The sequence below is a fragment of the Variovorax sp. J2P1-31 genome (assembly GCF_030317215.1).
Lineage (GTDB): Bacteria > Pseudomonadota > Gammaproteobacteria > Burkholderiales > Burkholderiaceae_C > Variovorax.
This window is the reverse complement of record NZ_JASZYA010000004.1, coordinates 232,896-247,413: the sequence shown is the minus strand read 5'-3', so window position 1 is coordinate 247,413 and position 14,518 is coordinate 232,896. Positions and strand designations below refer to the sequence as shown.

The 14,518-nt window shown below is 67.7% G+C and carries 16 protein-coding genes; 7 read left to right on the top strand and 9 right to left on the bottom strand.

Features of this window, described 5'->3' with window-relative positions; genetic code table 11:
• The first annotated feature begins 70 nt into the window (after positions 1-70).
• Genes recA through QTI20_RS26630 form a run of 3 tightly spaced genes read left to right on the top strand, consistent with a single transcriptional unit; the run spans position 71 to position 2,470 of the window.
• Complete coding sequence (gene recA / locus QTI20_RS26640) at positions 71-1,195, top strand: recombinase RecA (protein WP_183028652.1); 1,125 nt, start codon at positions 71-73, stop codon at positions 1,193-1,195.
• Positions 1,196-1,254: 59 nt separating this feature from the next.
• Complete coding sequence (gene recX, locus QTI20_RS26635; RefSeq protein WP_286555359.1) at positions 1,255-1,707, top strand: recombination regulator RecX; 453 nt, start codon at positions 1,255-1,257, stop codon at positions 1,705-1,707.
• A gap of 49 nt (positions 1,708-1,756) precedes the next feature.
• Positions 1,757-2,470: a hypothetical protein gene (locus QTI20_RS26630; RefSeq protein WP_286555362.1), complete on the top strand. Its 714-nt coding sequence runs from the start codon at positions 1,757-1,759 to the stop codon at positions 2,468-2,470.
• An 18-nt stretch (positions 2,471-2,488) separates the two neighbouring features.
• Here the strand turns inward: QTI20_RS26630 and QTI20_RS26625 are convergent, their stop codons facing one another.
• The 7 genes from QTI20_RS26625 to QTI20_RS26595 form a co-directional block, all read right to left on the bottom strand.
• Entirely contained in the window at positions 2,489-3,598 is a 1,110-nt protein-coding gene (locus QTI20_RS26625; RefSeq protein ID WP_286555364.1) for a mandelate racemase/muconate lactonizing enzyme family protein, read from the bottom strand.
• 4 nt (positions 3,599-3,602) lie between these two features.
• On the bottom strand, positions 3,603-4,406 hold the full coding sequence (locus tag QTI20_RS26620; RefSeq protein ID WP_286555367.1) for a transporter substrate-binding domain-containing protein: 804 nt from the start codon (positions 4,404-4,406) through the stop codon (positions 3,603-3,605).
• Positions 4,407-4,443: 37 nt separating this feature from the next.
• A complete protein-coding gene (locus QTI20_RS26615; protein WP_286555369.1) occupies positions 4,444-5,376 on the bottom strand; it encodes an alpha/beta hydrolase in 933 nt (310 codons plus the stop codon).
• A gap of 13 nt (positions 5,377-5,389) precedes the next feature.
• On the bottom strand, positions 5,390-6,202 hold the full coding sequence (locus QTI20_RS26610) for a transporter substrate-binding domain-containing protein (protein WP_286555370.1): 813 nt from the start codon (positions 6,200-6,202) through the stop codon (positions 5,390-5,392).
• A gap of 61 nt (positions 6,203-6,263) precedes the next feature.
• The gene (locus tag QTI20_RS26605; RefSeq protein WP_286555372.1) at positions 6,264-6,992 is read right to left on the bottom strand and encodes an amino acid ABC transporter ATP-binding protein; all 729 of its coding nucleotides are present in this window, start codon (positions 6,990-6,992) and stop codon (positions 6,264-6,266) included.
• Positions 6,976-7,632 carry an amino acid ABC transporter permease gene (locus QTI20_RS26600; RefSeq protein ID WP_503011451.1) on the bottom strand — a complete coding sequence of 219 codons (657 nt, stop codon included), beginning with the start codon at positions 7,630-7,632 and terminating at the stop codon, positions 6,976-6,978. The genes QTI20_RS26605 and QTI20_RS26600 overlap by 17 nt, the downstream gene beginning before the upstream one ends.
• Before the next feature lie 10 nt (positions 7,633-7,642).
• Positions 7,643-8,326, bottom strand: coding sequence for an amino acid ABC transporter permease (locus QTI20_RS26595; RefSeq protein WP_286555373.1), 684 nt, complete (start codon positions 8,324-8,326; stop codon positions 7,643-7,645).
• 266 nt (positions 8,327-8,592) lie between these two features.
• Between QTI20_RS26595 and QTI20_RS26590 the strand changes: the two genes are divergently transcribed.
• From QTI20_RS26590 to QTI20_RS26580, 3 genes are all read left to right on the top strand, one after another.
• Positions 8,593-9,366, top strand: coding sequence for an SDR family oxidoreductase (locus QTI20_RS26590; RefSeq protein WP_286555374.1), 774 nt, complete (start codon positions 8,593-8,595; stop codon positions 9,364-9,366).
• 158 nt (positions 9,367-9,524) lie between these two features.
• Positions 9,525-10,823: an L-fuconate dehydratase gene (locus tag QTI20_RS26585; RefSeq protein ID WP_286555376.1), complete on the top strand. Its 1,299-nt coding sequence runs from the start codon at positions 9,525-9,527 to the stop codon at positions 10,821-10,823.
• Positions 10,824-10,869: 46 nt separating this feature from the next.
• Positions 10,870-11,682 carry an IclR family transcriptional regulator gene (locus QTI20_RS26580; protein ID WP_286555378.1) on the top strand — a complete coding sequence of 271 codons (813 nt, stop codon included), beginning with the start codon at positions 10,870-10,872 and terminating at the stop codon, positions 11,680-11,682.
• A 44-nt stretch (positions 11,683-11,726) separates the two neighbouring features.
• On the opposite strand, the gene yiaA is transcribed toward QTI20_RS26580, so the two are convergent.
• Together yiaA and argC are read right to left on the bottom strand one after the other, a co-directional pair.
• Positions 11,727-12,164 carry an inner membrane protein YiaA gene (gene yiaA, locus QTI20_RS26575; RefSeq protein WP_286555380.1) on the bottom strand — a complete coding sequence of 146 codons (438 nt, stop codon included), beginning with the start codon at positions 12,162-12,164 and terminating at the stop codon, positions 11,727-11,729.
• Between the two features lie 79 nt (positions 12,165-12,243).
• Positions 12,244-13,167 carry an N-acetyl-gamma-glutamyl-phosphate reductase gene (gene argC, locus QTI20_RS26570; RefSeq protein WP_286555382.1) on the bottom strand — a complete coding sequence of 308 codons (924 nt, stop codon included), beginning with the start codon at positions 13,165-13,167 and terminating at the stop codon, positions 12,244-12,246.
• Positions 13,168-13,350: 183 nt separating this feature from the next.
• Between argC and sucC the strand changes: the two genes are divergently transcribed.
• Positions 13,351-14,514 carry an ADP-forming succinate--CoA ligase subunit beta gene (gene sucC / locus QTI20_RS26565; protein ID WP_286555384.1) on the top strand — a complete coding sequence of 388 codons (1,164 nt, stop codon included), beginning with the start codon at positions 13,351-13,353 and terminating at the stop codon, positions 14,512-14,514.
• The last annotated feature ends 4 nt before the right edge of the window (positions 14,515-14,518 follow it).

The window sequence follows — 14,518 nt, the reverse complement described above, 5'->3', positions numbered from 1 at the left end:
GCATCCAGCCTGTCATTAAAAGCAGCGGGATGAAAACCCAACAACCCGTTGATATTCAAGGAGATTTCTCATGGACGCACTCGTCAAGGGCAGCAGCATCTCGGTGGCCGGCAGCGAAAAGGCCAAGGCCCTGCAGGCCGCGCTCGCGCAGATCGAAAAGCAGTTCGGCAAGGGCACGATCATGCGGCTGGGCGAGGGCGAGGCCCTGGAGGACGTGCAGGTGGTCTCCACCGGTTCGCTGGGCCTGGACATCGCGCTGGGCGTCGGCGGCCTGCCGCGCGGCCGCGTGATCGAGATCTACGGCCCTGAATCCTCGGGCAAGACCACGCTCACGCTGCAGGTCATCGCCCAGATGCAGAAGCAGGCCGGCACCTGCGCCTTCGTCGACGCCGAGCATGCGCTCGACGTGCAGTACGCCCAGAAGCTGGGCGTCAACCTGTCCGACCTGCTGATCAGCCAGCCCGACACCGGCGAGCAGGCGCTCGAGATCGTCGATTCGCTGGTGCGCTCCGGCGCGGTCGACCTGATCGTGGTCGACTCGGTGGCCGCGCTCACGCCGCGCGCCGAAATCGAAGGCGACATGGGCGACTCGCTGCCCGGCCTGCAGGCCCGCCTGATGAGCCAGGCGCTGCGCAAGCTGACCTCGAGCATCAAGAAGACCAACTGCATGGTCATCTTCATCAACCAGATCCGGATGAAGATCGGCGTGATGTTCGGCTCGCCCGAGACCACCACCGGCGGCAACGCGCTGAAGTTCTACGCCTCGGTGCGGCTGGACATCCGCCGCATCGGCACCATCAAGAAGGGCGAAGAGGCGATCGGCAACGAGACCAAGGTCAAGGTGGTCAAGAACAAGGTCAGCCCGCCCTTCAAGACGGCCGAGTTCGACATCCTGTTCGGCGAGGGCATCAGCCGCGAAGGCGAGATCATCGACATGGGCGTGACCGCCAAGATCGTCGACAAGTCGGGCGCCTGGTACGCCTACAACGGCGAGAAGATCGGCCAGGGCCGCGACAACGCGCGCGAATTCCTGCGCGAGAACCCGACGCTGTCGCGCGAGATCGAGAACAAGGTGCGCGAGTCGCTGGGCATCCCGCTGCTGGCGGCCGATGCGGGCTCGGAAGCGGCCGAAGCCGAAGCCAAGGCGAAGGCCAAGGCCGACGCCAAGGCGGCCAAGCAGCAGCCGCAGGCCTGATCGGGCGGCGGGCGCCGGCCGCGCGGCCGGTGTTCGCCACCTGATCGCTTCAAGCCTTCATGGGTTTTGCCGCTCCTTCCCTCAAGGGCCGCGCGCTGCGCTTGCTGAGCCAGCGCGAGCATTCGCGGCCCGAGCTCGAACGCAAGCTGGCGAAGTACGAAGAGGTGCCAGGCACGCTGGCGCAGGCGCTCGACGAACTGGCGGCCAAGGACTTCATCAGCGAGTCGCGCGTGGTGCAGTCGGTGATCAACCAGCGCGCTTCGCGCATGGGCGCCGCGCGGGTGCGGCAGGAGCTGCAGCAGAAGGGCGTCGCGCCCGAGGCTATCTCCGAAGCGGTGGCGCAGCTGAAAGACAGCGAACAGGCGCGCGCGCGCGAAGTCTGGCGGCGCCGCTTCGATGCATTGCCGCAGGATGCGAAGGAACGTGCCAAACAGGCGCGCTTCCTCATGGCGCGGGGCTTCTCCGCCGCGGTGGTCGGCAAGGTGCTGCGCAGCGAACTCGACGACGAGTGAGGGGCGGACCCATGTCGGGCGGCCCCCAAGCGGCTGGCATGATCCGCCCATGTCGTCGAACCCCACCCCATCCCTCGGCCGCACCGGCCTGCGCGCCGGCACCGCCTTCGCCGGCGCCGTCTTCAAGAGTGCGCTGCTGGCCATCCTGCTCGGTGGCGGCGTGTTCTTCTTCTACGTCAGCCAGCTGAGCGGCCCGGGCATGCCCGCGGCGCGTGCCGGCGGCGCGGGTGCGGTGATCGCACTGCTGTTCACGCCTTCGGTGCTGGTCGCCCTGCTGCTGCTGGGCTTCATGCCGCTCTACCTGATGCTGGGCATCGCGCAGGGCCGCAGCCGCGCGCTGCGCCAGGTGGTGCTGGCGCATGGCGACACGATCGCGCAGCGGCTGGGCGCCGCCATCGCGGGCCGCGTCGAGGCGATGCCGCGCACCCATGGCGCCTTGCAGCGCACGTCCGAATGGCTGTCGGTCGATGCGCTGAGCCGCCAGCTCGCGCCGGTGTTGGGCGAGGGCCGCGCGGTGCGGGCCGTGATCGGCTTCGTGCTGGGCCGGCTGCCGCTGTCGACGCTGCTGGCCGACTGGCAGGCCGGGCGCGCCGCGCACGGCGGCACCGAGGCCGGCGTGGAAGACCCGGCCCTGCGCGCGCTGCTGCAGCAGCACATCGGCGACACATTGCAGGAGATGGCAACCCCGTCGCGCACCCTGCTCTACATCGCGCTGGCCGCGCACGCCCTGCTGCTGGGCTTCGGCCTCTGGCTCGTCGCCTGAGGCCGCCCCGCGCGAGGATCAGCCGCGCACCACCAGCGGCTCGAACTTGCGGCGCGCCTTGAGCTGCGCCGGGTCCCATTCGATGCCCAGGCCGGGCGTCGACGGCGCCACCGCGTGGCCGGCTTCGATCTGCAGCCGGCTGGTCGTGAGGTCGTCGAGCTGCGGGATGTACTCGACCCAGCGACCGTTGGGCACGGCCGCGCACAGGCTCACGTGGATCTCCATCAGGAAGTGCGGGCACATCGCGATGTTGTGCGCCTCGGCCAGATGCGCGATCTTGAGCCAGGGCGTGATGCCGCCCACGCGCGCCACGTCGGCCTGCACGATCGAGCAGGCGCCCTGCTGGATGTACTCGGCGAACTGCGACAGGTGGTACATCGATTCGCCCACCGCCACCGGCACGCTGGTGCTGGCCAGCAACTGCGCATGCGCGCGCACGTGCTCGGCCGGCATCGGCTCCTCGAACCAGGCCAGGTCGATGGCCTCGTACTGGCGCGCGCGGCGCACCGCTTCCGACACCGTGAAGCTCTGGTTGGCGTCGACCATCAGCTCGAAGCCCGGGCCCACCGCCGCGCGCACCGCCGACAGGCGCGCGATGTCCTCGGCCACGTGCGGCTTGCCGACCTTGACCTTGGCGCCCAGGAAGCCCGCGGCCTGGGCGGCGAGCGTCTGCTCGACCAGCTGCGCCTGCGGAATCTGCAGCCAGCCGCCCTCGGTGGTGTAGACCGGCACGCGCGATTGCGCGCCGCCGGCCAGCTGCCACAGCGGCAGCTTCGCCACGCGGGCGTTGCGGTCCCACAGCGCGGTGTCGACGGCCGCCAGCGCGAGGCTGGTGATGGCGCCCACCGCGGTCGCGTGCGTGTGGAAGAAGAGGTCGCGCCAGATGGCTTCGTAGTGCTGCGGATCGCGCCCGATCAGCCGCGGCGCCAGGTGGTCCTGCAGCAGCGCCACGATCGACGAGCCGCCGGTGCCGATGGTGTAGGTGTAGCCGGTGCCGGTGGAACCGTCGTCGCAGCGCACGGTGACCATCACGGTCTCCTGCGTCACGAAGGACTGGATGGCGTCGGTGCGCACCACCTTGGGTGCGATGTCGATCTGCGCGATCTCGACCTGGTCGATCTTGGCCATCGGCTCAGCCTCCGTTGCGCGTCACTTCCACGGGCAGGTCGGCGCCGTGGTACTTCTTGTAGATGGTGTTGAGCTCGCCGCTCTGCAGGTGGGCCTTGACGAAGGCATCGAGCTTTTCCTTGAGGCGCGGCTCGTTCTTGCGCAGGCCGATCGCGAGCATGTTGACCTTCATCGTGAACTTCGGCTCCATCTGCTTGGCCGGGTTCTTCTCGTTGATGGTCTTGAGCAGCGGCGGCGCGGTCGCGAAGATGTCGGCCTGGCCGCTGACCACCGCGGTGATCGAGGTGGCGTCGTCGTCGAAGCGCACGATCTGCGCGCCGGCCGGCAGGATCTTGGTGAGTTCCTGGTCGTTGGTGGTGCCGCGGGTGGAGATCACCTTCTTGCCCACCAGGTCGGCCGGGCCGCTGAGCGTCATGCTCTTGGGCGCGCCGACCACCGCCAGGATGGCGGCATAGGGGATCGAGAAATCGACCACCTTCTCGCGCTCGGGCGTGACCGACATGCTGGAGATCACGATGTCGGCCTTGTCGGTCTGCAGGAAGGGAATGCGGTTGGCGCCGGTGGTGGGCACGATCTCGAGCGTCAGGCCCAGGCTCTTGGCCAGCAACTGCGCGGTCTCGACGTCGGAGCCGACCGCGTTGAGCTTCTCGTCCTTCATGGCATAGGGCGGCACGGCCAGGTCGATCGCGATGCGGATCTTCTTGGCGGCCGTGATGGTGTCGAGCTGGTCGGCGCTGGCGTGCGTGGCACACAGCGCGGCGGAAGCGACGAGCAGGGCGGAGGCGATGCGGTGCAGGGTGGGAGTCATGATGTTCCGTCGGGGGGTGAAGAAGGGAGAGCGGGGTTCAGCCGCGCGTGATGGCCTGCACCCAGGCGAGCATCGCGGCGTAGCTGTGGCGGGCGGCGGCGCACGTGCTGCGGGCACGCAGGTAGCCGTGGATCAGTCCGGGGCCGTCGTCGAAGCTGACGTCCACGCCGTCCTGGCGCAGCCGCTGGGCGTAGAGCGCGCCGTCGTCGTATAGCGGGTCGTTCTGGGCCGAGCCGATGAAGGCCGGCGCGCAGCCGCGCAGGTCGGCCGCGGCCATCGGCACGGCGCGCGGGTCGCTCGCGTCGCCGGGCGCCTGCAGGTACTGCCGCAGGAACCAGCGGATCTGGGTGCTGGTGAGCACGGGGGCATCGGCGTTGACCAGGTACGAGGGCGTCGTGAAGTCGACGTCCAGGCAGGGGTAGAGCAGCACTTGACCGAGCGGCGCCTGCGGCGTGCCGCGCAACGCCAGGCTCAGCGCCGCCGCGAGGTTGGCACCGGCACTGTCGCCGCCAACCAGGATGCGCGCGGCGTCGATGCCCAGTTCGGAGGCGTGCGCGGCCACGTGTTGCAGCACGCTCAGGCAGTCTTCGAAGGCAGCCGGAAAGGGATGCTCGGGCGCGAGCCGGTAGCCCACGCTGATCACGGTGCAGCCGGTGTCGGCCGCGATGTCGGCGGCGATCTCGTCGTGCGACTCGATGCTGCCGATGACCCAGCCGCCACCGTGCATGAACACCATCGCGGGCCGGGGCTGCGAGCCCTCGCCGCTGCGGTAGATGCGCACGGGCACGGGCTGCGACGCGTCGCCCATCTTGGTGTCGACGACGCTCAGGCCGGCCGGGCGCGGCTTGCGCGCCGCGACCGTCAGGCTCTCGTAGCGCTGGCGCCATTCGGCCACCGGCAGCTGTTCGGGCGGGATCGGCCAGGCCTTCTTGCCGGCGGCGACGAAGGGAAGGAGTTCGCGGTCGAGCATGGCTTCCTGCTTCTCAGTCGCCGCTCTTCAGCAGGTCGGCCGGCAGGTCGGTGCCGTGGTACTTGCGGTAGATCTCGTTGAGCGGGCCCTGGAGGTTGGCCTTCACGATGGCGTCGATGCGGGCCTTGAGCGCCGGCTCGTTCTTGCGCAGGCCGATGCCCAGCATGTTGGCCTGCATCACGATCTTGGTCTCCATCTGCTTGGCGGGTGCCAGCTGGTTGATGCGGTTGAACAGCGAGGGCGCGGTGGCGAAGGCATCGGCCTGGCCGCTGATCACCGCGGTGATCGAGGTCGCGTCGTCGTCGAAGCGCACCACCTGCGCGCCGGCCGGCACGATCTTGTTGAGTTCGGCCTCGTTGGTGCTGCCGCGGCCCACCGCGATGCGCTTGCCCACCAGGTCGGCCGGCGTCTTGATCGACATCGCCTTCGGTGCGCCGACCACCGCCAGGATGGCGGCATAGGGCGTGGAGAAGTCGATCACCTTCTGGCGCTCGGGCGTGATCGAGAAGCTCGAGACCACGATGTCGACCTTGTCGGTCACCAGGAAGGGGATGCGGTTGGCGCCCATGGTGGGCACGATTTCCAGTTCCAGGCCCAGGTTCTTCGCGATCAGCCGTGCGGTGTCCACGTCCGAGCCGGTCGAGTTGAGCTTCTCGTCCTTCATGCCGTAGGGCGGCACCGAGAGGTCGACGCCGATGCGGATCTTCTTGGCCGCGGTGATGTTGTCGAGCTGGTCGGCCTGCGCCGGATGCATCAGCGCGAAGGGCGCGGCCAGCAGCAATGCGGACAGCAGGGCGCGGCGGCGCGCGGAGCGGGAACGGGTCATCGAGAAGTCTCCTGTAGTTATGGGAACGAAGAAACGCGGGCGGACCGGGCCCCGCTGCGGCTCAAAGCCCGGTGCCGAGGAACTGGCGCAGTTCGGGCGTCTGCGGCGCGCTCAGGATGCTGGCGTCGCCCTGTTCCCAGACCTGGCCCTGGTGCATGAAGATGATCTTGCTGGCCACGCCGCGCGCGAAGGCCATCTCGTGCGTCACGAGGATCATGGTCATGCCCTCGCCCGCGAGCTTCTCCATCACCTTGAGCACTTCGCCGGTGAGTTCCGGGTCGAGTGCCGAGGTGACTTCGTCGAACAGCATCAGCTGCGGCTGCATCGCGAGCGAACGCGCGATCGCCACGCGCTGCTGCTGGCCGCCCGAGAGCTGCTCGGGGTAGGCGTCGGCCTTCTCGGCCAGACCCACGCGCTGGAGCACGTCCAGCGCCAGCGCGTTGGCCTCGCTGGCGCCCAGCTTCTTCACCGACTGCGGGGCCAGCGTGATGTTCTGCTTGACCGTCAGGTGCGGGAACAGGTTGTAGCTCTGGAACACGATGCCCACGTCGCGGCGCAGCGCGCGCAGGTCGAGCGCGGCGTCGTGCACCTGGTGGTTGCAGACCTGGATGGTGCCGCTGTCGATGGTCTCGAGGCGGTCGATGCAGCGCAGCGCGGTGCTCTTGCCCGAGCCGCTCTTGCCGATGATGGCGACCACCTCGCCGCGGTTGACCGAGAAGGACACGCCCCGCAGGACATGGTTCTGGCCGAAGCGCTTGTGGACCTGTTCGAGTTCAACCACGGGTTGCATTGAGCTTCCTTTCGAGCGTGCGGCTCCAGCGGGACAGCGGATAGCACATGATGAAATAAAGGACCACCGCACATCCGAAGTACAGGAAGGGCTGGAAGGTCGAGTTGTTGAGCACCTTGGCGTTGTAGGAGAGCTCGGCGTAGCCCACCACCAGCGAGGCGATCGAGGTGTTCTTGATGATCTGCACCAGGAAGCCGACGGTCGGCGGCGTCGCGATGCGCAGCGCCTGCGGCAGGATCACGCGGCGCATGCGCTCGATGCGCGTCAGGCCCAGGCATTCGGCGGCTTCCCACTGGCTCTTGGGCACCGACTGGATGCAGCCGCGCCAGATCTCGCCGAGGAAAGCGCCGGAATAGAGGGTGATGGCCAGCGCGGCCGCGGCCAGGGCCGGCACCGAGCCGATGCCCACGATGCTGGGGCCGAAGAAGCACACGCCCATCAGCACCAGCAGCGGCGTGCCCTGCACCACCTGGATGTAGGCGGTGGCGGCGATGCGCACCGCGGGCAGCGGCGAGACCCGCGCCAGCGCCACGGCCAGCCCGATCAGGCCGCCGCCGACGAAGGCCAGCGCAGAGAGTTGCACCGTGCCCCAGGCACCGAGCAGAAGAAAACCGAAATGATCGACCGGCATCAACGTCATGGCGCGGTCCTCACAGCGAGGTGCCGAGCTTGCGCCGGCGCGGGAAGACGAGCTGCGCCAGCAGCCAGAAGCCCAGGCGCATCGCATACGACAGCGCCAGGTACACGGCCCACAGCACGAGGAAGATCTCGAAGTTGCGGAAGGTGTCCGACTGGATGCGGTTGGCCACGCCGAACAGCTCCTCGGCGCCGATCGAGGACATGATGCTGGAGGCCAGCATCAGCAGCACGAACTGGCTGGCCAGCGCGGGGTACACCCGCTCGATGGCCGGGCGCAGGATCACGTGCCAGAACACCTGCGCCTTCGACAGGCCCAGGCATTCGGCCGCCTCGAGCTGGCCCTTGTGGATCGACTCGATGCCCGCGCGGATGATCTCGCAGCTGTAGGCCCCGATGTTGATCACCAGCGCCAGCACCGCGCCGACCATGATCGGCATCGTCACGCCGGCACTCGACAGGCCGAAGATCAGGAAGTAGCTCTGGATCAGCAGCGGCGAGTTGCGGATCGCCTCGACATAGCCGCCCGTCAGGCGCTGCAGCCAGCGGTGGCGGCTGTTGCGGCCCAGCGCGCAGGCGGTCCCGAGCGCAAAGCCGAGCACGGTCGCCACGAAGGACAGCTGGACCGTGGTCCAGGCGCCTTCGAGCAGCAGCGGCCACTGCGCGAGCACCGGCTCGAAATCGAACTGATAGTTCACGAGGTCTCCTTGGAAGCAGGCCGCGCCGCGGGGGCCGGCCCTGAAGCGCGACAGAAAGTCAGCGCTCGGTGTTTTTGCAAATGAAAGATGTTTTTATGGTGTCGGCGGCGATTCTGTCAGGCCGAACCCTGCTTTTCCCATAGGGTTAACACCGAGCGCAAGGGTTCTCCAGGGCCAGCCTTCCTTTGGTATCGTGACGCGCTTAAATTTCACTAAAGAAAAACTCTTTTATTAATGCGATGCGCACGCGTCGCGGGAAGAACACCATGACGCAACGGGTCCAGGGCAAAAGAACTTTGGTGACGGCCGCCGGCAACGGCATCGGCCGCGAGAGCGCGCTGGCGCTGGCGCGCGAAGGCGCACAGGTCTGGGCCACCGACATGAACGACGAGGCGCTGGCGGCGCTGGCCGAGGACGCGCGCGCCGAGGGCCTCGCGGGCCTGACGACCGCGAAACTGGACGTGCGCGACAGCGCGGCCGTGGCGCGCATGGCGGCCGAGATCGGCCCGCTGGACGTGCTCTTCAACTGCGCGGGCTTCGTGCACGGCGGCAGCATCCTCGAGTGCGAGGACAGCGACTGGGACTTCAGCTTCGACCTCAACGTCAAGTCGATGTACCGCACCATCCGCAGCTTCCTGCCCGCCATGCTGGCGCACGGCGGCGGTTCGATCATCAACATGGCCTCGGCGGCCTCGAGCGTGAAGGGCGTGCCCAACCGCTTCGTCTACGGCGCCTCGAAGGCGGCGGTGATCGGCCTGACCAAGGCGGTGGCGGCCGACTTCGTGCAGAAGGGCATCCGCTGCAACGCGATCTGCCCGGGCACCATCGAGTCGCCCTCGCTGCGCGGCCGCATCGCGGCCCAGGCGCGCGATGCGAACGCCGACGAGGCGGCGGTGCGCGCGGCCTTCGTGGCGCGCCAGCCCATCGGCCGCGTCGGCCGGCCCGAGGAAGTCGCGGCGCTGGTGGTGTACCTGGCGTCGGACGAATCGGCGTTCACGACGGGGACCATCCACATGATCGATGGTGGTTGGTCGAACTGAGCCCACCCCCGTCTCTCGCTCACTGCGTGTAGCTCAACTCCCCCCTCGAGGGGGCGATACCGGCGGCCCGGCGGAGCCGGTTCCGCGGTATCCCTGGAATGGGGTGTGCGCTTGCATCGGCTGACCGGCCTCCTTCATCTACTTTTATCGGACACACCATGACGCGCATCACCGACCTCCGGGTCCTCGACATCCGCTTCCCCACTTCGCAGCACCTGGACGGCTCGGACGCCATGAATCCCGATCCGGACTACTCGGCCGCCTACGTGGTGCTCGAGACCGACCAGCCGGGCCTCGAGGGCCATGGCCTGACCTTCACCATCGGCCGCGGCAACGAGATCTGCTGCGCGGCGCTGCGCGCCATGCGCCACCTGCTGGTGGGCCAGGACCTGGCGGTGATCGCGGCCGACATGGGGCGCTTCTGGCACCACGTGACCAGCGACAGCCAGCTGCGCTGGATCGGTCCCGACAAGGGCGCGATCCACCTGGCGACCGGGGCCATCGTGAATGCGGTGTGGGACCTCTGGGCCAAGGCCGAGGGCAAGCCGGTGTGGCGCCTGGTGGCCGAGATGTCGCCGGAAGAGCTGGTGCGCTGCATCGACTTCCGCTACATCACCGACTGCATCACGCCCGAGGAGGCGCTCGCGCTGCTGCAGAAGGCCGCCGTCGGCAAGGAAGAACGCATCCGCACGCTCGAGGCCGAAGGCTATCCCTGCTACACCACCTCGGCCGGCTGGCTGGGCTACTCGGACGAGAAGCTGCGCCGGCTCGCACAGGAGGCGGTGGACGCGGGCTTCGACTACATCAAGCTCAAGGTCGGCCGCGACCTGCAGGACGACATCCGCCGCCTCAAGGTGGCGCGCGAGGTGCTGGGCCCGGACCGCCATCTGATGATCGACGCCAACCAGGTGTGGGAGGTCGACCAGGCCATCGACTGGGTCAATCAGCTGGCCTTCGCCAAGCCCTGGTTCATCGAGGAGCCGACCAGCCCTGACGACGTCGAGGGCCACCGCAAGATCCGCGAGGGCGTGGCGCCGGTGAAGATCGCGACCGGCGAGATGTGCCAGAACCGGATCATGTTCAAGCAGTTCATCATGCGCGGCGCGATCGACGTGGTGCAGATCGACTCCTGCCGCCTGGGCGGCGTGAACGAGATCCTGGCCGTGATGCTGATGGCCGCCAAGTACAAGCTGCCGGTCTGCCCGCACGCCGGCGGCGTGGGCCTGTGCGAGTACGTGCAGCACCTGTCGATGATCGATTACCTTTGCATCTCCGGCACCCGCGAGGGCCGCGTGATCGAGTACGTGGACCATCTGCACGAGCATTTCGAGACGCCCTGCGTGATCCGCGGCGCGGCCTACATGCCGCCGACGGCGCCCGGTTTTTCGATCACCATGAAGCCCGAGTCCCTGCGACAGTACGAGTTTCATGCCGAGGTCGAGCCGCGGCATTCCTGAAGTAAAAGAGGCACGCCGGCCTGCCGCGGCGTGATGGAGAGACCCGATGACCGAACCGACCGCCCCTTCCAACGATGCCGCCAGCGCGCGCTACTCGGCGCCCGCGCTCGAGAAGGGCCTGGACATCCTGGAGGCGCTGGCCGACAGCCTGCACGGCTACACACTCAACGAGCTGGCGCAGAAGGTGTCGCGCAGCGTCGGCGAGATCTTCCGCATGGCGGTGACGCTCGAGCGGCGCGGCTTCGTGCGCGTCGACGAGAACGACCGCTACACGCTCACGCTGCGCATGTTCGAGCTGTCGCACCGCCAGCAGCCGCTCAAGTCGCTGGTGGCGACCGCGCTGCCGCTGATGCGCGAACTGGCCAACCGCGCCCACCAGTCCTGCCATCTGGCGATGTACCAGCAGGGCCGCGTGGTGGTGATCGCGCAGGTCGACGGGCCCGACCGCTGGACCTTCGGCCTCAAGGTGGGCGTGACCATCGGCCTGACCGACACCTCGGCCGGCCATGTGCTGCTGGCCTTCCGCGACGAGGTGGACCGCGCCCGCATGCTGGCCGCGCGGGTCAAGGTGGAGGGCGAGCAGGAGCTGGATCCGGGCGAACTCTTCGCGCTGCTGGGCGAGGTGCGCAGCCGCGGCTACGCCTCGATGCCCAGCCAGCAGATCAAGGGCGTGCGCAACATCGCCTTCCCGATCCTGGGCCAGGCCAACCATGTGATCGCGGCCATCAACGTGCCGCACATCGAGCGCATCGACCAGAAGGTCACGCCCGACGTCGAGCAGGTCTGCGAGATCGTGGCCAACATCGCGGCGCGGCTGTCGGCGCTGATGGGGCACAGCAGCTTCAACGAGCTGGCCTGAGGAGCGCGCGCAGGCGCCTGCGTGCGTTCTGCGCCGGGCGGGGGTCAGCCCACGTCGGGCACGTCTTCGGCCAGCGGCTGCTGGCTCTTGTACGAGGCGATGTCGCGCACGTTCTTCTGCACCGCCACCGAACCGAAGAGCGCGAGCAGGAAGGACATGCCGTAGAAGCCCTTCTCGCTGTTGGCGAGCGTGGCGTTGAACAGGCCGACGGCCAGCAGCGCCACCGACAGCAGCAGCGAGATCCAGCACAGGCCATAGTAGATGGCGGTGACCGAGGTGCCCTCGAGCCGGTCGCGCACGCTCTTCTGCAGCGACACGGCGGCAAACAGGCCGTACATCAGGATGGTGAAGTAGTAGCCCTTCTCGTTGAGCTGCATGGAGGCGTTCCACAGCCCGATCAGGTAGACCAGCGAACCGATGACCAGCGCGGCCCAGGACGCGGCGACGAATGCGCCGGTGGGTTTCTGCAAAGCGATTGCCATGAGAGCCTCCTCGATGTGATTGGAGGCGCGATTATGGTGCGATGCGCGCCCGGTCACGAAGGGGCGCGGGCCCCGGGGCTCAGAGCCCCAGCATCAGCTTCAAGTTCTGCACCGCGGCGCCGCTGGCGCCCTTGCCCAGGTTGTCCAGGCGCGCGATCACCACCGCGTGGCGGTGGTCCTCGTTCGGGAACACGCGCAGCTCGAGGTCGTTGGTGTCGTTGAGCGCGGTCGGCTCGAGCTTGCCGTCGGCCGTGGGCGGCAGCACCTTGACGAAGCCGTCGGGCGTGTTGCTCTTCGCATAGTGCGCGGCGAGCGCGTCGTGCAGGTCGCTGGCCTTCGGCTGGCCCGGCAGGTCGTCCAGGTGCAGCGGCAGCTGGACCAGCATGCCCTGCTTGAAATTGCCCACCGAGGGGATGAACACCGGCCGGCGCGTCAGGCCGGTGAACTTCATGATCTCGGGGATGTGCTTGTGCTTCAGGCCCAGTGCATAGGTCTCGAAGGGCGCGGCGTTGCCCGCCTCGTAGGCCTCGATCATGCTGCGGCCGCCGCCCGAATAGCCGCTGACCGAGGGCAGCGCGAGCGGGAAATCCTTGGGCAGCAGGCCGGCGTCGATCAGCGGGCGCACGATGGCGATGGCACCGGTCGCATAGCAGCCGGGGTTGCCCACGCGCTCGGCCTTGGCCACGGCCTGCCAGTGGCCTTCGACGAGCTCGGGGAAGCCGAAGACCCAGGCGGGGTTGGTGCGGTGCGCGGTCGAGGCGTCGACGATCTTGGGCTTTTTCCCCGGCAGCTGGTCGATCAGCGCCACCGACTCGATGGCCGCGTCGTCGTGCAGGCACAGGATCACCAGGTCGACCCCGGCCATCAGGTCGCGCTTGGCGTTGACGTCCTTGCGCAGCTCGGGCGCGATGCTCACGATGTCGATCTGGGGCATCTTCGCGAGACGTTCGCGAATCTGGAGGCCGGTGGTGCCGGCTTCGCCGTCGATGAAGACCTTGGCCATGGGGTGGGTGTTTCTACGGAGAAAGAGGGTACGTGATGTCCGCAGGAAGGCGCTCGCCTTTGGTGCGGCGCACCATGATACAGTCGTTGATTGTTCGTCGCCCCCGCCCTGCAGGACGCCGTGGCCCACGAGCAACAGCATCAACCATCTCCCGTTTTCAAACCTCCGTCCGAGAGAAACCTCATGAAGATTCACGAGTACCAAGGCAAGGAAATTCTTGCCAAGTTCGGCGTGCCCGTGCCGCGCGGCATTGCGGCCTACACGGTCCAGGAGGCGGTCGAGGCCGCCCAGAAACTTGGCGGCCCCGTGTGGGTGGTCAAGGCCCAGATTCACGCGGGTGGCCGCGGCAAGGGCGGTGGCGTCAAGGTCGCCAAGACCATCGAGGACGTCAAGAAGCTCGCCGGAGAAATCCTCGGCATGCAGCTCGTCACGCACCAGACCGGCCCCGAAGGCCAGAAGGTTCGCCGCCTCTACATCGAAGACGGCGCCGACATCCACAAGGAATACTACGTTTCCGCCGTGACCGACCGCGCGACCCAGAAGGTCGCGTTCATCGCCTCGAGCGAAGGCGGCATGGACATCGAGGAAGTGGCGCACTCCACGCCCGAGAAGATCATCACGGTCTTCGCCGATCCCAAGGAAGGCCTGACCGACGCGCAAGCCAAGGAAATCGCCGACGGCATCGGCATGCCCGCCGATTCGACCGCCCAGACGATCGACATCCTCAAGAAGCTCTACACCTGCTACATGGAGACGGACGCCTCGCTGGTCGAGATCAACCCGCTCAACCGTGACAGCAAGGGCAACGTGATGGCGCTCGACGCGAAGTTCAACTTCGACCCGAACGCACTGTTCCGCCACCCCGAACTCGTGGCCCTGCGCGACCTCGACGAGGAAGACGCGGCCGAAGTCGAGGCTTCCAAGTTCGACCTCGCCTACATCTCGCTCGACGGCAACATCGGCTGCCTGGTGAACGGTGCCGGCCTGGCCATGGCCACCATGGACACCATCAAGCTGTTCGGCGGCGAGCCGGCCAACTTCCTGGACGTGGGCGGCGGCGCCACCCCCGAGAAGGTCACCGAAGCCTTCAAGATCATGCTGAAGAACAAGAACGTGGAAGCCATCCTCGTGAACATCTTCGGCGGCATCATGAAGTGCGACACCATCGCCACCGGCGTGATCGCAGCCTGCAAGGCCGTGAACCTCTCCGTGCCGCTGGTCGTGCGCATGAAGGGCACCAACGAAGTCGAAGGCAAGAAGCTGCTGGCCGATTCGGGCCTGCCCATCATCAGCGCCGACACGATGGCCGACGCGGCTCAAAAAGTGGTGGCGGCAGTCGCCAAGTAAGGAA